The sequence below is a fragment of the Streptosporangium sp. NPDC001681 genome, assembly GCF_040298085.1.
Taxonomy (GTDB): domain Bacteria; phylum Actinomycetota; class Actinomycetes; order Streptosporangiales; family Streptosporangiaceae; genus Streptosporangium.
In genome coordinates, this window is record NZ_JBEOZN010000164.1 from 1 (window position 1) to 19906 (window position 19906).

Sequence of the window (19906 nt, forward strand, 5' to 3'; positions counted from 1 at the left end):
TAAAAAAACTCTCAACACACCAATCTTTCCCACCCCCCCGCTCTCCCTATCGGCCGTCCCGCCACTTCCGGGCCCCGCGCCCCCCCGGGCCCCGCCGCCCCCCGGGGGCGGTCACCGGGAGCGCGGCGCCGCCCTTTCGGATCGGGGAGCGCGTCAGGGGGCCAGCATGTCGACGGTGAGATTGGCCTCGGTGTTGGGGATGCCGATGTCCTGAGCGCGCTTGTCGGCCATGGCCAGCAGGCGGCGGATGCGACCGGCGATGGCGTCCTTGGTCAGGGGCGGGTCGGCGAGCTGGCCGAGCTCCTCCAGGGACGCCTGCTTGTGCTCCACCCGCAGGCGGCCGGCGATCACCAGGTGCTCCGGGGCCTCCTCCCCGAGGATCTCCAGTGCCCGCTGGACCCTGGCTCCGGCGGCGACCGCGGCGCGGGCCGAGCGGCGCAGGTTGGCGTCGTCGAAGTTGGCCAGCCGGTTGGCCGTCGCCCGGACCTCGCGGCGCATCCGCCGCTCCTCCCAGGCCAGCACGCTGTCGTGGGCGCCCAGCCTGGTCAGCAGCGCGCCGATGGCGTCGCCGTCACGGACCACCACCCGGTCGACGCCGCGCACCTCGCGGGCCTTGGCATGGATCTTCAGCCGCCGCGCCGACCCGACCAGCGCGAGCGCCGCCTCGGGCCCCGGGCAGGTGACCTCCAGCGACATCGAGCGCCCGGGCTCGGTGAGCGAGCCGTGCGCCAGGAACGCCCCCCGCCAGGCCGCCTCGGCATCGCAGGCCGCCCCGGCGACGACCTGGCGGGGCAGGCCACGGACCGGGCGCCCGTGGTTGTCGATCAGGCCGGTCTGGCGGGCCAGCGCCTCCCCGTCGCGGTAGACCCGCACGAGGTAGCGCGATCCCTTGCGCAACCCTGCCGGGGCCAGCACGAGCACCTCCGCCTTGTGCCCGAAAACTTCACCGATGTCTTTGATGAGCCGCCGGGCGGTGACGTTGGTGTCCAGCTCGGCCTCGATCACGATCCGGCCGCTCACCAGGTGCAACCCGCTCGCGAACCGCAGCAGCGTCGACACCTCGGCCTTACGGCAGCAAGGCTTCAGGACCGTCAGCCTGCTCAGCTCGTCCTTGACCACACCTGTCATCGCCATGCGCGTTCGTCCTCCCCCATACAGACCCCATGCGGCTCGAGATGAATCGGGCTCACAGCAGTTTCTCGCACTCCTGGGCACCGCTGACCAGGATCAACGCTTCGCACGGAAAATCTCGTCCAGGACGGAGGCAAGACGTTGTGCATCGTGTCGCGGCGAGCCGTCCTCATCCGCCACGGAGGCCAGGACCAGCCTCCCGCCGAGACCGGCCGCGGCCTTCTCCAGCTCCTCACCGTCGTCGGCCACGCCGGTGTCCGCGACGACCACGTCCACCTCCAGGGAGGGCGCGTGCTGGCGCAGCACCTCCAGGTGTTTCTGGGGGGAGAAACCGTCGGTCTCCCCCGCCTGGGGGGCGAGGTTCAGCGCGACCAGGCGCCGCGCGCGGGTGGTGTGCAACGCCTCGGCCAGCTCGGGCACCTTCAGGTGGGGCAGCACGCTGGTGAACCACGAGCCGGGGCCGAACACCACCCAGTCGGCGTCGAGGACCGCCTCGACGGCCTCAGGGCACGCCGGCGGGTCCTCGGGGACCAGCGAGATGGCCCGGACCCGGCCCGGGGTGAGCGCGCAGGCCACCTGGCCGCGCACCGTGCTCACCAGGCCGTCCAGCTCCACCTCGGCGGCGATGTCGAGTGGCACCGAGGACATCGGCAGCACCCGCCCGTGCGCGCCGAGCAGCCGCCCGAGCCAGTCGAGTCCGGCGACCGTGTCGCCCAGGCGCTCCCAGAGCGCCACGATCAGCAGGTTGCCGATCGCGTGGCCGTTCAGGTCACCATCGCTGCGGAAGCGATGCTGGACGACCTCGCTCCAGGTGTGGCCCCACTCGTCGTCACCGCACAGGGCGGCCAGCGCCATCCTCAGGTCTCCCGGGGGCAGCACGCCGAACTCGCGGCGGAGACGGCCGCTGGAGCCTCCGTCGTCGGCCACGGTGACCACCGCCGTCAGCCGGGAGGTGACCCTCCGCAGTGCCGACAGCGAGGCGTACAGCCCGTGTCCTCCACCCAGCGCGACGACCTTGAGACCTTCATTCACTCCCGGCCCACATCCCGATGGCTTACCTGCACCTCCATGCCACCCCGATCCCGCAGCCGGCCGCCGATCTGCTCGGCCATGGCGACGCTGCGGTGCTTGCCCCCGGTGCAGCCGACGGCGAGCGTGGCGTAGCTCTTGCCCTCGCGGGTGTAGCCGGAGGCGATGATGGCGAACACCTCGTCGTAGGCGTCCAGAAGTTCCTTCGCACCCGCCTGGTTGAGAACGTACTCCCGTACGGGGGCGTCCAGACCGTTCATGGGGCGAAGTTCGGGAACCCAGTGGGGATTGGGCAGGAACCGGCAGTCGACGACCATGTCCGCGTCGACCGGCAGGCCGTACTTGTAGCCGAAGGAGACGACGTTGACCCGCAGGCCCGGACGGTCCTCGCCACCGAAGAAGGCGACGATCTTCCCCCTGAGCTCGTGGACGTTGAGGTTGGAGGTGTCGATCACCAGGTCGGCGTTGGCCCGGACCTCACGCAGGATGCCGCGCTCGCGGGCGATCCCGTCGACCAGCCGGCCGTCGCTCTGCAGCGGGTGCGGGCGGCGGACGTTCTCGAACCTGCGGACCAGCTCCTCGTCACTGGCCTCAAGGAACACCACCCGCACGCCGACGCCGCGCCCCTCCAGTTCCTCGATGGCACTGTTGAGGTCGCTGGTGAAGGCCAGACTGCGCACGTCGACCACCGCGGCCACCTTGTCGGCGGCCAGCTTGACCCGCCCCGCCTCCTCGGCCATGGCGAACAGCAGCCCCGGCGGCAGGTTGTCGATGACGAACCACCCCAGATCCTCCAGAGCCTTGGCGGCGGTGCTCCGCCCCGCCCCCGACATTCCGGTGACGAGGACGAACGCGGACTCTCTTTCGCTCATGGGTTCTGCCCCTTCAAGACCGACACGATCGTCTCGGCCGTCGAGGGGCCGATCCCGGGAACCTCGCAGATCTGCGCCGCGGTCGCCTCCCGCAGCCGTTTCACCGATCCGAAATGCTTGATCAACGCCTGCCTGCGGGCCGGGCCGAGTCCGGGAACCTCGTCCAGAGCGCTTTCCTTGACGCTCTTCGACCGCTTGGATCGATGGTAGGTGATGGCGAAGCGGTGAGCCTCGTCGCGCACCCGCTGAAGAAGGTAAAGGGCCTCGCTGGAGCGGGCGAGGATCACCGGCAGGTCCTCACCGGGCAGCCAGACCTCCTCCAGCCGTTTGGCCAGGCCGCACACCGCCACGTCGTCGACGCCCAGTTCGTCGAGCGCCCTGCGGGCCGCCGCGGCCTGTGCGGGACCGCCGTCGACGACGACCAGGTTGGGCGGGTAGGCGAACTTGCGCGGCTTGCCGGTCTCCGGGTCGATGCCCGGCGTCCGCAGCCCCTCGCCCGGCCCCTCGCCGGGCCCCTCACCTGGCTCTGCCATGGCGTCGGCGTCGAGATCCCCGGTGGCCGAGCGCTCCTCCAGGTAGCGCTTGAAGCGTCGGGAGATCACCTCGTAGATGGAGGCGACGTCGCCCTCGGTGGAGCGCACCGAGAACCTGCGGTACTCGCTCTTGCGGGCCAGGCCGTCCTCGAACACCACCATGGAGGCCACCACGTCGGTGCCCTGCATGTGGGAGACGTCGTAGCACTCGATGCGGAGCGGCACCTGGTCCAGGCCGAGGGCGTCGGCGACCTCCTGCAGCGCCCTGCTCCGCGCGGTCAGGTCGCTGGCCCGCCTGAGCTTGTGCTGTTTCAGGGACTCCACGGCGTTGCGCTCGACGGTCTCCATCAGCGACCTCTTGTCGCCCCGCTGCGGAACCCTGATCTCCACCCTGGCCCCGCGGTGCTCGCCGAGCAGCTCGGAAACCGCCTCCGTATCGGGCGGCAGGACGGGGACCAGCACCTCTCTGGGCAGCGCCTCGGCGGCCGCGTCACCGTACATCTGCAGGAGGAACTGCTCGACCAGCTCGCCGGGCGTGGCCTCCTCGACCTTGTCCACCACCCAGCCGCGCTGGCCCCTGATGCGCCCGTCACGGACGTAGAAGACCTGGACGGCGGCCTCCAGCGGATCCTCCGCAAGGGCGATCACGTCGCAGTCGGTGTTGTCGCCGAGGACCACCGCCTGCTTCTCCATCGCCCGCTGCAGGGCTCCGATGTCGTCGCGCAGCCTGGCCGCCCGCTCGTACTCCTGCTCGGCGGCGGCCTCGCGCATCTCGCGCTCCAGCCGCTTGACGAACCGGCCGGTGTTGCCGGCCATGAACTCGCAGAAGTCGTCGGCCAGCTTCCGGTGCTCCTCGGCGGTGACCCGGCCGACGCAGGGGGCGGAGCACTTGTCGATGTAACCCAGCAGGCAGGGGCGCCCGACCTGCGCGGCCCGCCGGAACACCCCCGTCGAGCAGCTCCTGATCGGGAACACCCGGAGCAGCAGGTCGACGGTCTCCCTGATCGCCCAAGCGTGGGAGTAGGGGCCGAAGTAGCGGATGCCCTTGCGCTTGGCCCCGCGCAGCACCTGGACCCGGGGAAACTCCTCCCCCATGGTGACCGCGAGGTAGGGATAGGACTTGTCGTCGCGGTATTTGACGTTGAACCGCGGGTCGTACTCCTTGATCCAGGAGTATTCGAGCTGGAGCGCCTCGACCTCGGTGCCGACGACGGTCCAGTCGACGTCCACGGCGGTCGTGAGCATGGTCTGGGTGCGCGGATGCAGGCTCGCGAAGTCGGCGAAGTAGGAGTTGAGCCGCTGGCGCAGGCTCTTGGCCTTGCCGACGTAGACGACCCGGCCTCCGGCGTCCTTGAACCGGTAGACGCCGGGGGACTCGGGGATCGACCCCGGCTTCGGCCGGAAACTCGCCGGACCACCCACAGATCTCGCCACACAGAAAGCCTATCGGCCCGGACCGACAGGTTTCCTTACGCTTTTCCCGGCACCGTTCCGCCCGCGGACTCGCGGACGGATCACCACCTGCCGTCCGCCAGGCTCAAAAGACCCTGGCGGCCCATCGCCGCCGGTCGGTGTCCGATGTCGTCATCCGACACGGGACGCAGAGGTCGCGAAGCTCGAAAGCCGGGGATTCCCGCGCCCGGCCCGCCGGGCGGGCCCGCCGTGTGCGCGGGCCGGGCAGCCCCGATCCCTCCCCCGCGCACACGGCACGTCCTAGCCCGCCCGAAGAACCTGTGACGCGCGGCCTCTCCGCCGGGGCGAACCTTCCGGCGGCGGAGCCATGACCGGATTCAGGCGAGGCTGATGGAGTCGCCGTCCACCTTGATCGCCTTCTCCTCCAGCGGCTTCGAGGCCGGGCCGTCCGCCACGGAACCATCAGCGATCTTGAACTTGCTGCCGTGGCACGGGCAGTCGATGGTGCCGTCCGCGACCTTGTCCACGTCGCATCCCTGGTGGGTGCAGACGGAGCTGAACGCCTTGAACTGGCCCGCGGCCGGCTGGGTGATCACGATCTTCTGGTCCTTGAAGACCTTGCCACCCCCCTCGGGGATGTCCGCGGTCTTGGCCAGGGCGTTCGCCACTGAGTCGCCCGCGCCGGCCTCCGGCGCCTGCGAGGACGCGGTCGACGAGGCGTCACCGCCGCTCGCCGCGGGCTCTTCCGAGCTCCCGCACGCGGTCAGCACCGCGGCCACCCCGGCCCCTCCGGCACCCAATATCACCGTACGACGTGTCGTCTCAGTCATGTATCTCCTCCAGGATCGTCATCTTCAGGTACGGCCGGCACCCCGATGACGGTTCAGCATGCCGTACGCCGTGTCAGGAGACTGTGAAGAATTACCTCCTTGGCGCTCTTTCTGGATCATCCGGAGAATCCCCCTGGAAACCCTCATCGCGGACTTCGGCCCCGATGAGCCCGACGAGCTCGACAAATCCGCCCCCTGGAGGAGAAGGCGTCGCGAACCGTCAGACCACGATGATCCCGTCACCCTCGACCTTCAGCGCGTACTGGACCAGCGGCGCCTCCGCCGGGCCCTTGAGGCATTTGCCGGAGTCGACGGCGAACTCGCTGCCGTGGCAGGGGCAGCGGATGACGCCGTCCCCGATCCCCCCGACCGCGCACCCCCGGTGCGGGCAACTCGCCGTGAACGCCCTGAACACCCCAGAGGTCGGCTGGGTGATCACGATCTTCCACTTGGTGATCACCTTGCCGCCGCCCACCGGGATGTCGGCGGTCCTCGCGATGACCTTCCCCTTGATCCCCGGCGGCACGATGGCGGCGGCGGGCTCCCCGCTGCCGCACCCGGCCAGCGCCGCCCCGCACGCCACGGCCCCCGCGGCGGCGATCACCTGCCTGCGCGCAGGCATGGCGGAGGTTTCCTGCATGCTCATTGCGGCCCTTCTCGCAACGTCATCCCCGTCAGAACCGGGCTCCCGCGTCAAGGGTATTGACGGGGGAGCCCGGCCCTGAATCCGGCCTTCAGGTGCCGAGGATCTTGCGCAGGAAGCGGCCGGTGTGACTCTCGTCGACCAGGGCGACGTCCTCGGGCGTGCCGACGGCGAGCACGCTGCCTCCCCTGGAGCCGCCCTCGGGGCCCATGTCGATCAGCCAGTCGGCGGTCTTGATCACGTCGAGGTTGTGCTCGATGACGATGACCGTGTTTCCGCCGTCGACGAGCTTGCCCAGCACACCCAGCAGCCTGCGGATGTCCTCGAAGTGCAGGCCGGTGGTGGGCTCGTCGAGCACGTAGATCGTCCGACCGGTGGAGCGGCGCTGCAGTTCGGAGGCGAGCTTGACCCGCTGGGCCTCACCGCCGGACAGGGTCGTGGCGGGCTGGCCGAGCCTGACGTACCCCAGGCCGACGTCGTAAAGCGTCTGCAGGTAGCGCTTGATGGACGGGATGGAGTCGAAGAAGCCCAGGGCCTCCTCGATCGGCATGTCGAGCACCTCGGAGATCGTCTTGCCCTTGTAGTGGACCTCCAGGGTCTCCCGGTTGTAGCGCGCCCCGTGGCAGACCTCACAGGGCACGTAGACGTCCGGCAGGAAGTTCATCTCGATCTTGAGGGTGCCGTCTCCCGAGCACGCCTCGCACCGGCCGCCCTTGACGTTGAAGCTGAAGCGCCCCTTCTGGTAGCCGCGGACCTTGGCCTCCGTGGTCTGCGCGAACAGGTCACGGACCTTGTCGAAGACGCCGGTGTAGGTCGCCGGGTTGGAACGGGGCGTGCGGCCGATCGGCGACTGGTCCACATGCACGACCTTGTCGACCAGGTCCATCCCGTTGACCCGCGCGTGCCGGCCGGGGACGGTACGCGCGCCGTTCAGCTCCTTGGCCAGCGCGTTGTAGAGGATGTCGTTGACCAGGGTAGACTTGCCGGACCCCGAGACCCCGGTGACCGCGGTCAGCAGCCCGAGGGGGAACTCCACGTCGACGCCCTTGAGGTTGTGCTCGCGGGCGCCCTTCACGGTGAGCTGCCGCTTCCTGTCGCGCTTGCGGCGTACGGGAGGGATGGCGATGGTCTTGCGGCCGGACAGGTAGGCGCCGGTCATCGACTCCTCCGAGGCCAGCAGGTCGGCCACGGTGCCGGAGACGACGACCTGGCCGCCGTGCTCGCCCGCCCCCGGGCCGATGTCGACCACCCAGTCGGCGGCGGCGATGGTGTCCTCGTCGTGCTCGACCACGATGAGCGTGTTGCCCATGTCGCGCAGCCTGATCAGGGTCTCCAGCAGCCGCTGGTTGTCGCGCTGGTGCAGGCCGATGGAGGGCTCGTCCAGCACGTACAGCACACCGACCAGGCCGGAGCCGATCTGGGTGGCGAGCCGGATGCGCTGTGCCTCACCACCCGCGAGGGTACCTGAGGCCCGGTCCATGGTCAGGTAGTCGAGGCCCACGTCGAGCAGGAAACCCATCCGGGCGTTGATCTCCTTGACCACCCGCTCGGCGATGTGCATGTCACGGTCCGACAGCGTCAGTCCCGCCAGGAACGTCGCGCAGTCGCCGATCGACATCGCCGAGACCTCGGCGATCGAGCGGCCGTCGACCGTGACGGCCAGCGAGACCGGCTTGAGCCTGGCCCCCTCGCAGGCCGGGCACGGGATCTCCCGCATGTAGCCTTCGTACTTCTCGCGCATGCCGTCGCTGTCGGACTCACCGTGGCGACGCTGCACCCAGGGGATGGCTCCCTCGAAGGTGGTGTAGTAGGAGCGCTCCCGGCCGTAGCGGTTGCTGTAGCGGACGTGGACCTGCTCGTCGTGACCGTAGAGCAGGGCCTTCTGCGCCTTCTTCGGCAGTCGCTCCCACGGGGTGTCGAGGCTGAACCCCATGTTCAGGCCGAGCGCCTCGACGAGGCGGACGAAGTAGTCGCTGGTGTGCCCCCCGGCCCACGGGGAGATCGCGCCCTCGCCCAGCGGCTTCTCCGGGTCGGGCACGATCAGGTCGGGGTCGACCTCCATGCGGACGCCCAGGCCCGTGCACTCGGGACAGGCGCCGAAGGGCGAGTTGAACGAGAACGAGCGGGGCTCCAACTCCTCGAACGACAGGTCGTCGTAGGGGCAGTAGAGGTGCTCCGAGTAGAAGCGCTCACGGTTCGGGTCGTCCTCGGGCAGGTCGACGAACTCCAGGGTGATCGTCCCGCCCGACAGCTGCAGGGCGGTCTCCACCGAGCCGGTCAGGCGGCTGCTCGCGCCCTCCTTCACCGCCAGGCGGTCGACGATCACCTCGATGTCGTGCTTCTCCTGCTTCTTCAGCGTCGGCGGCTCATCCAGCCGGACCACCGTGCCGTCGACGCGGGCACGGGCGAAGCCCTTGGCCTGCAACTGGCTGAAAAGCTCGGCGTACTCGCCCTTGCGGCCGCGGACCACCGGGGCGAGCACCTGGAAGCGGGTGCCCTCGGGGAGCTCCATCACCCGGTCGACGATCTGCTCGGGACTCTGCCTGGCGATCGCCCGCCCGCACTGGGGGCAGTGCGGCTTGCCGATGCGCGCCCAGAGCAGGCGCAGGTAGTCGTAGACCTCGGTGATCGTGCCGACCGTGGAGCGCGGGTTGCGGCTCGTCGACTTCTGGTCGATCGACACCGCGGGTGAGAGGCCCTCGATGAAGTCGACGTCGGGCTTGTCCATCTGCCCGAGGAACTGCCGCGCGTAGGCCGACAGTGACTCGACATAGCGGCGCTGGCCTTCGGCGAAGATCGTGTCGAAGGCCAGACTGGACTTTCCCGAGCCGGACAGCCCGGTGAAGACGATCAGAGAGTCTCGCGGGAGGTCCAGCGAGACGTCCTTGAGGTTGTGTTCACGTGCACCACGCACGATGAGGCGGTCAGCCACGGTAGTCCCGACGTCGATTTAGAGGGTTGGAAGCGGTCGCGGGAAGACTAGCGAGAGGGACCGACAATTTTCCGGGCCGGCGTCCGGAGCTCAGGGGTTCCCCGCCCTCTCCAGACTACGGTCTTCTCTTGGATGTGGCAGGTCGTCCCCGGTTTCAACAGTGGGAACACCCCCCTTATGCCCCGCACCACCCGCCGGGCGGCGATGATGAGGGTGGGGGCGGGCACCACCCGTGCCCCGCCCCGCCGTGACACCATCCGAGGAGAACCCGTGACGTACACCGGTGATGTGCAGGTCGGCGGCCCCGCAGACCTGCGTGAGCTGCCCGGCCTGACGATCGCCAAGCTGGCCGTCGGCCCGTTCGACAACAACGCCTACCTGCTCCGCTGCACCCGGACCGGTGACGGCGCGCTCATCGACGCGGCCGCCGAGCCCGACCGGCTGCTGGAGCTCATCGGTGACCGGCCGATCAGCAAGATCATCACCACCCACCAGCACGGCGACCACTGGCAGGCCCTGGAGGAGGTCGCCCGGGCGACCGGCGCCTCGGTGATCGCCCACCCGCTCGACGCGCCGGGGCTGCCGGTGCCGGTGGACCTGGAGGTGGGGCACGGCGAGGAGATCACCGTCGGCGAGGTCGGCCTGGAGGTGATCCACCTGCGCGGGCACACCCCGGGTTCGATCGCCCTGTACCACCCCGGCCACCTGTTCACCGGCGACTCGCTCTTCCCCGGCGGCGTCGGCAACACCAACAAGGATCCCGAGCGGTTCGCCCAGCTCTTCGCCGACGTGTCAGAGCGGATCTTCGACCGGCTGCCGGACGACACCTGGGTCTATCCGGGCCACGGCAAGGACACCACGCTCGGCGCCGAGCGCCCCTGCCTGCCCGAGTGGCGCGAGCGGGGCTGGTGACGCTCGCGGCGCGGAGGTCTCACCGCCCGCGCCGCCGGGGAACCTCCGCCCGCGGGGACCGCCGGTCCCGGCGGGCGGTTCCGGCGGTCAGCCGACTTCGGCGGACGCCCTGCGCTGCTCCTTGCGCTTCTCCCGCTTGAACATCAGGACACGCAGCGGGATGGCCGCCACGATCGTCATCTGCATGACGGCCCCGACCTTGATCAGCGTGTCGCCACCGGCCAGGCCCGCGACCCAGATGGTCAGGCAGGCAACATTGATCATCATCCAGGCGAGCACCCCGGCGGCCACGTTGCCCTTGGGCTTGGGGTACTCGATCCGGCTCACCATGAGATACGCCACACCGAAGATGGGCAGGATCGTCCAGGTCGACGGGGGGAACAGCAGTACGACCGAGACCACGGTCATGGCGCCCATCGGGATGGGCAGGCCCATGAAGTCGCCGCTCTTGGTCTTCACACAGGCGAAACGCGCCAGCCGGATGACCCCGGCCAGCAGCACGGACGCCGCCGCGGTCATCACCAGCAGGAACGGGATCTGTTGATTGAACCCCGCCCAGATGACCACCATGAAGGCGGGGGCGAAGCCGAAGCTGATCACGTCGGCGAGGTTGTCCAGCTCGGCGCCCATGGCCGAGGCGCGGAACTTCCTGGCCACCAGCCCGTCGAACAGGTCACAGGTGGCACCGATCAGCAGGAGCACCACGGCGGTGCCGAAGAACCGGGGGTCGGCCGCGAAGGGCTTGCCCTCCTGCAGCGCGTTGATGGCCGACCAGGAGAGCACACAGACCGCCAGGAAGCCGCAGAGGGCGTTGCCAAGCGAGAGGGAGTCGGCGGCCGACAGGCGGAACGCCTTGCCCACGGGCCCTCGCGGCTCGTCGTCCGTCTCGTCCATCGGCCAGCTCGCGTCAGCCGTGGTCAAGACCGGTCACCCCCGCGACGGTCCGTTGGCCCACCGAGACGGCCGGGGCGATCCCCTCGGGGAGGTAGACGTCGACCCGCGAGCCAAGCCTGATCAGGCCGATCCGCTCGGCTCTGGCGACCTTCGCCCCCTCGGCCACGTAGGGCACGATGCGGCGAGCGACCGCGCCGGCGATCTGGACGAACTCGATGTCGCCGAGCGCGGTGTCCAGGTGCCAGACGACCCGCTCGTTGGTGTCGCTGTCCTTGTTGAACGCGGGCAGGTACCCCCCGGAAACATGCTCCACCGAGGTGACCGTGCCGGCCAGTGGCGCCCGGTTGACATGCACGTCGAGTGGGCTCATGAAGATCGCCACCCTGGTCCGGCCGTCCGGCCATGGATCGATGCTCTGCACCACACCGTCCGCGGGCGACAGGATCCGCCCGGTGCCCGGAGTCCGATCCGGATCGCGGAAGAACCAGAGCATCCCACCGGTGAGCGCGGTCAGCGGAACCGCCGCCAGCGCCCAGCGCCGGTCACGGCGGCTGAGCAGGGCGGTCACGGTGGCGGCGGCCACGGTCGGGAGCAACCACGGGGAGACGCCACGTGCCAGGCCCAGCGGACCTGGCCGGTGGCTTACTGAATCGTGGGACACAGGGAACCTTTTGTGATGTCTTGCGGCATTAGACCGGTATGTCTACCCGCTCTGGGGCAGGATGTTACCCATCTCTTAGCCCTTATAAGGCGCAATGAGACAAGCAAAGCGCCTCACACGCCGATTCGCTAGCCCTGCTCGACACTCGCCGGGGTGGTGTTTTCCTTGCCTGCACGAGCATCACGCCGGACCTTCGCCAGGCTGATCGCGGTGGTGACGACCATCGTGACGACGATAACCGACAGCGACACCCAGATCGGCACTTCGGGAGCCCAGGAAACGCCACTGGAGTGCAGCGCCTCAAGGATCAGCTTAACCCCGATGAAACCGAGGATGAACGCGAGACCGAAGCTGAGGTAGACCAGCCGCTGGAGCAGGCCTCCCAGCAGGAAGTAGAGCTGGCGCAGCCCCATCAGCGCGAACGCGTTCGCGGTGAAGACGATGAAGGCGTCGGTGGTCAGGCCGAAAATCGCCGGAATCGAGTCGAGCGCGAACAGCAGGTCGGTGGTACCGATGGCGATCATGACGATCAGCAGCGGGGTGACCATGCGCCTGCCGTTGACCTTGACGACGACCTTGGAACCCACGTAGTCGTCGGTGTGCGGCAGCACACGCCGGGCCCAGCGCAGGACCGCGTTCTCCTGAAGGTCCTCCTCCTGGCCGAACTGGCGGACGAGCTGGACCGCGGTGTAGATCAGGAACAGGCCGAAGACGTAGAACAGCCAGCCGAAGTTGGACAGGGCGGCGGCGCCGAGGGCGATGAAGACGCTGCGCATGACCAGCGCCATCAGGATGCCGATCAGCAGCACCTTGTGCTGATAGATCTTCGGCACCGCGAAGCGGGTCATGATGATGTAGAAGACGAAAAGGTTGTCGACGCTCAGGCTGTACTCGGTGATGTAGCCGGCGAAGAACTGTCCCGCGGAGGTGGGGCCCGCGAAGATCCACAATACGATACCGAAAATCACCGCGAGGGTGACGTAGAAGCCGACCCAGAACCCGGCCTGCTTGAGGGAGAACTCCCGCGGCTCGCCCCGGTCGACGATCCACAGATCGAAGGCGAGAACGATGAGCAAACCGCCGATAACGGCCAACCATGCCCAGACAGGAACAATCACAACTGATAAACCTCCGGCGGCGCGCACGACAGACTGCCGGAGGTCTCTCCCGCCCGCATGAGGCATCGACTGAGATATGTCGAAGCGCGGACCGACAGCCCCGGGGGCCTCGTGGAGCGAGGCAACACCGTGATGACGAGACTGCCGCGAAGGGATACTCCCCCCCTAAACACGCCAGTATAGGTCTCCGGCATGGTGGCGCCTAATCCAACATCACGACCTCTCCGCCTGTTCCATCGGGCTTCCGGCCTCGCCCGCCGCCAGGCCCCAAACCCCCTCCGGGAATCTGGCGCGAACCGCGAACGGGTCCTTTCAGCCTCTTGGGGAAAGCCCGGCGTAGACCGCGAGTACCGCCTCCAGCGCCTCCGGTTCACCCGGCATCCCACGGCCTCGCCCGGCGGCGGCAGCGGCCAGCTCCTCCGCGAGGCCGTTGTCGGCGAGCACCCTCGCGACCGCGTCGCGCATCGCCGCGACGTCCCCGTACGGCACCAGCAGCCCCGCCTCACCCACCATTGCCGGGATGCCCCCCACCGCGGTGGCGATGACCGCCGTCCCCGCCCGCAGGGCCTCCTGCACGGTGAGCGGCTGCCCCTCCCAGCGGCTCGGCACCAGCAGTGCCCTGGCCACCCCGAGCAGGTCCCCCACGTCGGTACGGGCACCGAGCAGCCGTACCGGCAGGTTCTCCCGGTCGATCCGCTCCTGCAACTCCGCTCGCAGCGGCCCCTCCCCCGCCACCAGGAACACCGGCCCCGACGCGTGCTCCGCGTCCCGGCGAACCTCCGGCAGGGCCTTCGCCACATCGAGCAGGGTCTCCAGGCCCTTCTGCTGGGCGAGCCTGGCGACCGTCAGGAAGATCGCCCGCTCTCCCGTACCGAGCTCTCGCCGGATGTCCCCGGCCGCGCGCCCGGAAGGAGGCAGCGCGGGCGCCGGGACCACGGCGGCCTCGACCCCCCTGGCCCCCAGGTGGGCCATCCGCTCCCCCAGATCGGGGGAGACGACCAGGATCCGGTCGGCGCGGCGGGCCACGATCCGTTCCAGGAGGCCGTAGACCGCGCCGACCACACCGCCCGCGGTCGCGGCGTTGTGCAGAGTCACCACCAGGCCGGTTCCGGTTCCGGCCAGCGCGATCGCCGCCAGCGCCCCGGCTCTCAGCCCGTGGGCGTGCACGGCATGCGCCCCGCGCAGCGTCCTGAGCGCCATGACCGCCCGTAGATCGTCGAGTGGGCGGGGCCGGTCGGAGATCGGCACCGGCACGAAGCGCGCGCCGAGTGCGGCGAACCCGAAGGCCCGCTCCGTGCTCGGGGGGCCCGCCACGACCACCCGGTGGCCGCCGCGCACCAGCCCTCCGGCCAGCATGGCGACGTGCCTGCCGACCCCTCCCTCGCTCGTTCCCAGCACGAACGCCACGCGCGTCCCCTGATCAACCGTCAAAACCGCTCCCCTCCTTCACCGGTCCCCCGCGCAGTCGTGCCAGCAGCGCCCGGGCGTCTCGCCTGTCGACCATCATCGCCACGGCCGCGAACGCGGCCACCCCGGCCGTCGCGGCGGCCAGTCCGACCGCCACGTAGGCCGGCTTGGACACCGCCCCGAAAGTGTTGACCAGGGCCAGGCCCGCCCCCCAGGCCGCGACACCGCCGACCAGGGCGGCCAGGAGGGTACGCGGCGTTCCCTCCAACGCGGCCGCCCCCCTGGCCCGGAGCACCGCGAGGGCCAGCAGCAGCCCGCCGACGGTCATGCCGATCGTGCTGCCCAGTGCCAGCTGCCCGACCACGTCCGCCGGATCCGCGGCGGCATGGGCGAGCCCGACCTGGGCCACCAGCGCGACGGCCCATCCGGCCACCGAGGCGGCGGCCGCCGACCGGCCCAGGCCGCAGGAGTACAGGATGCGGGCGAAGTGCAGCATGAGCGCGTACCCGACCACACCGGGCGCGAACAGCGCGACCGCCCTGGCCATCTCGGTCTCGGCGAGCGCTCCACCTGGGCTTCCCTCCAGGAACACCCGCGACACCGGCACGGCGACCGCCGCCATCACCCCGGCCGCGAGCCCCGTCACCAGCAGCACGGTCCGCGTCGTGGCCGAGGTCAGGGCATTGAACCCGGCCAGGTCACCCTCCTGCGCCCTGGTGGAGAGCACCGGGAAGGAACTGGTGGCGATCGGCATCACGAGCACCGCGTACGGTAGCTGGTACAGCGCCCAGGCGTAGGTGTAGACGCCCAGCGCCCCCTCGCCGCCCAGGTTGTTGGCCAGGAAGATGACGACGATCAGCGTGACCTGCTGCGCGATCAGCACAGCGATGCCCGCCGTGGCGAGCCGCCGCGCCCGGGCGGCGACCCCCGGAGGGAACGACAGGGTGGGCCGCAACCTGAGCCTGAGCCTGGCCACCGGGCCGACGACGGTGAGCACCATCGCGGCGGCGGCGACGGTCGCGCCGAGAGAGAGCGAGAGCTGCCCCGCGGTGGTCAAATCCGTCAGCCGGTCCGCGGCCTTCTCGTTGACCGCGCCGAACAGCAGATGGGAGCCGACGATGAGCAGGCTGGAGACCAGCGGCGCCAGGGCCGGGCCCATGAACCGCCGGTGTGCCTGGAGCACGCCGTACAGAACGACGGCCAGTCCGAAGAAGATCATCCGGGGGGCGAAGACGACGAGCATGCCGGTGCCGACCTCGACGACCTCCGTCAGGTCGCAGCCGCTCGGACCGCCCACCAGCAGCGCGACGATCGGCCCGGCGAACGCCACGATGAGCAGTGCCAGCGGCACCATGACGAGCATCACCCAGGTGAGCAGCGCCGAGGTGATCTGGCCGGCCTCCGCCCTGGCCTCGGGGTCGTCGTCGGCCCTGGAGGCCGCCGAGGCCAGCACCGGCACCACCATCCCGGCCAGCGCGCCGCCCGCCACCAGCTCGAAGACGATATTGGGCACGTAGTTGGCGGTGTTGTAGGCGGTGCTCAGGCAGAGGTTGCCGACGGTCTGCGACTGGACGAGATAGCGGCCGAACCCGACGAGCCGGGCCAGGACGGTCACGATCCCGATGAGAAGTGCCGCTCCCGCGACCCCCTGGGCGATCCTGCTGCTCATCGGGTGGCGGGTGCCTGCTCCACGGGACGACGGCCCAGCATGTCGAAGCGGTGCAGGACGGGGTTGCCCGCGATCACCTTGGTGAAACTGACCTTCTCCGAGGCGGCGGTCAGCGCGACCACTGTGCCGAGCACGGCCAGGCGTCCCGGACGGCCCAGGGTGACGGCGGCGGCCAGGCCGACAAGCGCGCCCAGCGCGTTGGCCCCCGCGTCACCGAGCATGGCCCGCTCGCCGAGGTCCTCGGGCAGCAGCGCGGCGGCGGCGCCCATGGGAAGCGCGGCCAGGGTGGCCGGGACCGGGTCGTCCCTGAGCAGAGCCGCGGCGAGCAGGGGTGCGCCGGCGAGCAGGCCCACCTTGACGGCACGCCCGGGACGCAGGTCGAAGAGGTTGGCCAGGTTGGCGCTCCCGGCGATCAACGCGCCGTTGACGGCGACGTCGAGGGGCGCACGGGAGGTGGCGGCTGCGGCGGCCAGGCCGGTCGCGCCGATACCGAGGATCTTCAGGGCCCCGCTGGTGATCTCCCCCTTGGCCAGGGCGCTCAGATGCCCCTTGAATCCCTTGGAGGAGGTCGCGCCGTACAGGTCGTCGTAGGCACCGAGGCCGCCGGCCCCCACCGCGGCCAGCAGCGCCGCCACCCGGGCCCTGCCGGTCAGGCCGGGGATCACGGCCGCCGCGGCACCGGCGCCGGCGACGAACGCCGGGCCTTCGAGCAGGGTGATCGGTTCGCCCCTGTGGTTCGTGCGCGCCCAGGTCTCCACATCGCCGACCGGAGGCCTGCGGGTGAAGGCCGCGTACGCGGCACGCGCGGCGACCGCGCCGAGGAGCGCACCGGTGAGGGCACCGAGAAAAGCACGACGAGCCATCGGGTCATCCTCCGGAGGTGGCCGTGACGGCCGTGGGGGTGGGCGTCGCGCTGGGCTTGATACCAGAGACGCCGGAGCCTATGCCGTACTGGCCGGCGAGCCCGGCCAGTTGCTCTCGGAGAGCGTAGACCACCACGACCCGCCCCGAGGGCATATCCGCGGTGTCGACACTGGAGACCTTCTCCGTGAAGGAGGTCTCCTCACGGAGCGCGGTGATGATCCCACCGGCCGCGGCGGAGGTCTGCGTACCGGCCAGTACCGTGCCCTGGCCCACCTCGTCGAGGCCCAGCGCCAGTGCCACGAGCGCGCTCGCCCGCCCGGCGGCGGTCTCTCCGGTGTACGCCTCCGCGGGGGCGATCATCAGGGCCAGTTCCGCGCGCTTGGCGGGGTCGTCGGTGATGGTGAGCAGGCCGGCGCGCTGGAAGGCGTCGAGGATGCCCACGCCGGCCGGATGCTCCTTGCCCGCCTGGACGGGGTCGCTGGTCACGATCGCGTCGGCGAGCACTTGGGCCGCCTTGTCGTATGCCGTGCCCTCGACGGGGAAGACGGTCTCGGCGGCCTTGGCCCCGACGGCCAGCTTGTCGACGAAACCCGTCTGGGTGGGATCGATGTACCTCTCGGTGAGGGTGATCCGGCCGGTCACGATCGCCCCGGCCTCCTCGATCACCTGCTGCGCCGACTCACGCACGCTCACCGTGGCGCCCGGTGCCTCGACGACCACGACACGCTTGCCCACGAGCGCGTCCTGGACCAGCCGGGGGGTGTCGGCGGCCACGAAGGCGTCGTTGCCCGCCTCCCGCCGCTGCAGGGCCTCCACCTGGGTGCGGAGCTCGTTGTTGCCCTCGCGGAGCTGGTTGGCCAGGCCCTCGCTCGCCTTGATGACGGGGTCTTCGAGGAGGGTGGTGCCCAGCACGATGCCCACCGACAGCGCGAGGAAGATCGCGACGATGGAGACGAGGTGATAGCGGAAATCGATCACGAGAAGAGTCCGACCAGCCAGAAGATGAAGCCGCTCCAGACGTCGCGGACGCTGTCCAGCCAGATCTTGCCCACCGGAGAGACGACGATCGCCACTCCCATGGTGATCAGCGTGGTGGCGACGAGCAGGAGCAGGGACGGGGTGGAGATCCGGCTGCGGTAGAGCCGGCTGACGCCCTTTGCGTCGACGAGCTTGCTGCCCACCCGCAGGCGGGTGAGGAAGGTGCTGGCCATGCCGGAGCGCCCCTTGTCGAGGAACTCCACCAGCGTCGCGTGGGTGCCGACGGCGACGATGAGGTCGGCGCCCTTGTCGTCGGCGAGCAGCATGGCGATGTCCTCGCTGGTGCCGATCGCCGGGAAGATCACCGCGCTGCGACCGAGCTGCTGGACCCGTTCCAGCCCCGGCGCCCTGCCGTCGCGGTAGGCGTGCACGACCAGCTCGGCACCGGTGGTGAGCGCCTTGGTGGAGACCGAGTCGAAGTCGCCGACGATGATGTCCGGCAGGTAACCGGCCTCCAGCAGCGCGTCGGCCCCGCCGTCCACCCCGATCATGACCGGGCGGTATTCACGGATGTAGGGACGGAGGGCGGCGATGTCCTCCTTGTAGTGGTAGCCGCGCACCACGATGAGGACGTGCCTGCCCTCCATGACGGTCCGGATGTCGGGAACGCCGATCCCGTCGATGAGGAGATCACGCTCGCGGCGGACGTACTCCATGGTGTTGGCCGCGAACGCCTCGATCTGCACGGTCAGCCCGGCCCGCGCCTCGGTCATCGCGGCCTCGACGGACTCGGGGGTCTGCACGTCGCCCTTGCCGGCCGCCTCCTCGTCGAGGTAGACGACGCCCTCGTGCAGCCGGACCAGGTCTCCGTCCTTGATCCGCTCGAACAGCTCGGAGGTGGCGTTGTCCACGAACGGCACTCCGGCGTCAACGATGATCTGCGGGCCCAGGTTGGGGTAACGGCCGCTGATGCCCGCGGCGACGTTGACGACGCCTGCCGCACCGCACGCGACAAGCGCCTCCGCGCTAACCCGGTCAACGTCAACGTGATCGATAATCGCGATTTCCCCGGCCCTGAGGCGCTTGGTCAGCCTCTTGGTCCGCCGATCGATTCTCGCCACTGCCGTCACCCCGGGAAGGTCCGTGACCTTCCTGCGGCGGAGGTACCCGGTGAGCCTGTCTTGAAGCCCGTCAATCGGCACCTTCATCACGACCATCCTGCCAGAGTGAACGACCAGGAGAGCCAAACAGTCGGCAGCGTGTCAGATACGTCACCCGTGACCCCCGCCACCTGCTCCCCCGGAACATACGGATTACTCTTTCAAACCGCTACTTACTCCCTCGTCTCTCCTTCCGGAGGCGTCCGGTCACGCCTTGTCCGCGGCCGCGATCGACAGGAGCTCCTCCGCGTGCGCGCGGCCCAGCTCGGAGTTCTCGAGCCCGGCGAGCATGCGGGACAGCTCCCGCGCCCTGCCGTCCTTGTCGAGGGCGATCACGCCGCTCCGCACCACGCTCCCGTCATCGGCCTTCTCCACGACGAGATGCTGGTCGGCGAAGGCCGCGACCTGCGGAAGGTGGGTGACGACGATCACCTGGGAGGTCCTGGCCAGCCGCGCCAGCCTGCGGCCGATCTCCACCGCGGCCTTGCCGCCCACGCCCGCGTCGACCTCGTCGAAGACGAACGTCGGGACCGGGTCGGCGCCGGCGAACACCACCTCGATGGCGAGCATCACCCGGCTCAGCTCTCCGCCCGAGGCGCCCTTGTTCAGCGGCAGGGGCGGCGAGGCGGGGTGCGGCGACAGCCGCAGCTCGACCTCGTCGACACCGTGCGGGCCGAACTCGGGGGCGGCGACGATGGTGACCACCACCCTGGCGTGCGGCATGGCCAGTGCGGTGAGCTCCTCGGTCACGGCCTGCCCGAAGCGCTCCGCGGCCACCGACCTGACCCGGGTCAGGTCGGGGGGCCGCGCGGTGAGGCGGCCCCTGGTCGACTAGTGCTAGCGGGGGATATGGAGACCGA

The 19906-nt window shown here is 70.0% G+C and carries 16 protein-coding genes and 1 pseudogene; 1 reads left to right on the forward strand and 16 read right to left on the reverse strand.

The window, feature by feature from the left end; genetic code table 11:
• Positions 1–153: 153 nt before the first annotated feature.
• From whiA to uvrA, 7 genes are all read right to left on the reverse strand, one after another.
• Complete coding sequence (gene whiA / locus ABT130_RS42185; RefSeq protein WP_030905033.1) at positions 154–1134, reverse strand: DNA-binding protein WhiA; 981 nt, start codon at positions 1132–1134, stop codon at positions 154–156.
• A 93-nt stretch (positions 1135–1227) separates the two neighbouring features.
• Positions 1228–2163 carry a gluconeogenesis factor YvcK family protein gene (locus ABT130_RS42190; protein ID WP_350918767.1) on the reverse strand — a complete coding sequence of 312 codons (936 nt, stop codon included), beginning with the start codon at positions 2161–2163 and terminating at the stop codon, positions 1228–1230.
• Entirely contained in the window at positions 2160–3032 is an 873-nt protein-coding gene (gene rapZ / locus ABT130_RS42195; protein WP_350918764.1) for an RNase adapter RapZ, read from the reverse strand. Before rapZ ends, ABT130_RS42190 begins: the two co-directional genes overlap by 4 nt.
• The gene (uvrC, locus tag ABT130_RS42200; RefSeq protein ID WP_350965413.1) at positions 3029–4987 is read right to left on the reverse strand and encodes an excinuclease ABC subunit UvrC; all 1959 of its coding nucleotides are present in this window, start codon (positions 4985–4987) and stop codon (positions 3029–3031) included. Before uvrC ends, rapZ begins: the two co-directional genes overlap by 4 nt.
• 368 nt (positions 4988–5355) lie before the next feature.
• Entirely contained in the window at positions 5356–5808 is a 453-nt protein-coding gene (locus tag ABT130_RS42205; protein ID WP_350965399.1) for a Rieske (2Fe-2S) protein, read from the reverse strand.
• A 220-nt stretch (positions 5809–6028) separates the two neighbouring features.
• Positions 6029–6454 (reverse strand): Rieske (2Fe-2S) protein, encoded by a 426-nt coding sequence (locus tag ABT130_RS42210; protein ID WP_350965401.1) that lies wholly within the window; start codon positions 6452–6454, stop codon positions 6029–6031.
• Positions 6455–6542: 88 nt separating this feature from the next.
• Entirely contained in the window at positions 6543–9383 is a 2841-nt protein-coding gene (gene uvrA / locus ABT130_RS42215; protein ID WP_350918755.1) for an excinuclease ABC subunit UvrA, read from the reverse strand.
• A 270-nt stretch (positions 9384–9653) separates the two neighbouring features.
• Here uvrA and ABT130_RS42220 point away from each other — a divergent pair, with 270 nt between their 5' ends.
• On the forward strand, positions 9654–10295 hold the full coding sequence (locus ABT130_RS42220) for an MBL fold metallo-hydrolase (RefSeq protein ID WP_350918752.1): 642 nt from the start codon (positions 9654–9656) through the stop codon (positions 10293–10295).
• A gap of 87 nt (positions 10296–10382) precedes the next feature.
• Here ABT130_RS42220 and pssA read toward each other — a convergent pair whose 3' ends face one another.
• From pssA to ABT130_RS42265, 9 genes and pseudogenes are all read right to left on the reverse strand, one after another.
• Positions 10383–11216, reverse strand: coding sequence for a CDP-diacylglycerol--serine O-phosphatidyltransferase (gene pssA / locus ABT130_RS42225; protein ID WP_350918749.1), 834 nt, complete (start codon positions 11214–11216; stop codon positions 10383–10385).
• Entirely contained in the window at positions 11203–11850 is a 648-nt protein-coding gene (locus ABT130_RS42230) for a phosphatidylserine decarboxylase (RefSeq protein ID WP_350918746.1), read from the reverse strand. The genes pssA and ABT130_RS42230 overlap by 14 nt, the downstream gene beginning before the upstream one ends.
• 128 nt (positions 11851–11978) lie before the next feature.
• Positions 11979–12968, reverse strand: a complete 990-nt coding sequence (locus ABT130_RS42235; protein WP_350965403.1) for a TerC family protein — start codon at positions 12966–12968, stop codon at positions 11979–11981.
• A gap of 312 nt (positions 12969–13280) precedes the next feature.
• On the reverse strand, positions 13281–14399 hold the full coding sequence (locus ABT130_RS42240) for a glycosyltransferase family 4 protein (RefSeq protein WP_350965405.1): 1119 nt from the start codon (positions 14397–14399) through the stop codon (positions 13281–13283).
• Positions 14389–16044 (reverse strand): murein biosynthesis integral membrane protein MurJ, encoded by a 1656-nt coding sequence (gene murJ, locus ABT130_RS42245; protein WP_350965407.1) that lies wholly within the window; start codon positions 16042–16044, stop codon positions 14389–14391. The genes ABT130_RS42240 and murJ overlap by 11 nt, the downstream gene beginning before the upstream one ends.
• Positions 16041–16907, reverse strand: a complete 867-nt coding sequence (locus tag ABT130_RS42250; RefSeq protein ID WP_350965409.1) for a hypothetical protein — start codon at positions 16905–16907, stop codon at positions 16041–16043. The genes murJ and ABT130_RS42250 overlap by 4 nt, the downstream gene beginning before the upstream one ends.
• A gap of 4 nt (positions 16908–16911) precedes the next feature.
• A complete protein-coding gene (locus ABT130_RS42255) occupies positions 16912–17886 on the reverse strand; it encodes a copper transporter (RefSeq protein ID WP_350918731.1) in 975 nt (324 codons plus the stop codon).
• Positions 17883–19094, reverse strand: a complete 1212-nt coding sequence (steA, locus tag ABT130_RS42260; protein WP_350965411.1) for a putative cytokinetic ring protein SteA — start codon at positions 19092–19094, stop codon at positions 17883–17885. The genes ABT130_RS42255 and steA overlap by 4 nt, the downstream gene beginning before the upstream one ends.
• Before the next feature lie 159 nt (positions 19095–19253).
• Positions 19254–19841 (reverse strand): annotated as a pseudogene (locus ABT130_RS42265) (DNA repair protein RecN); the annotation flags it as partial.
• Between the last annotated feature and the right edge of the window lie 65 nt (positions 19842–19906).

Bases quoted from the DNA above. Each gene is read 5' to 3' on its own strand.
- whiA (WP_030905033.1), bottom strand. From the start codon at position 1,134: ATGGCGATGACAGGTGTGGTCAAGGACGAGCTGAGCAGGCTGACGGTC.
- rapZ (WP_350918764.1), bottom strand. From the start codon at position 3,032: ATGAGCGAAAGAGAGTCCGCGTTCGTCCTCGTCACCGGAATGTCGGGG.
- ABT130_RS42205 (WP_350965399.1), bottom strand. From the start codon at position 5,808: ATGACTGAGACGACACGTCGTACGGTGATATTGGGTGCCGGAGGGGCC.
- ABT130_RS42210 (WP_350965401.1), bottom strand. From the start codon at position 6,454: ATGAGCATGCAGGAAACCTCCGCCATGCCTGCGCGCAGGCAGGTGATC.
- murJ (WP_350965407.1), bottom strand. From the start codon at position 16,044: ATGAGCAGCAGGATCGCCCAGGGGGTCGCGGGAGCGGCACTTCTCATC.
- ABT130_RS42250 (WP_350965409.1), bottom strand. From the start codon at position 16,907: ATGGCTCGTCGTGCTTTTCTCGGTGCCCTCACCGGTGCGCTCCTCGGC.
- steA (WP_350965411.1), bottom strand. From the start codon at position 19,094: ATGAAGGTGCCGATTGACGGGCTTCAAGACAGGCTCACCGGGTACCTC.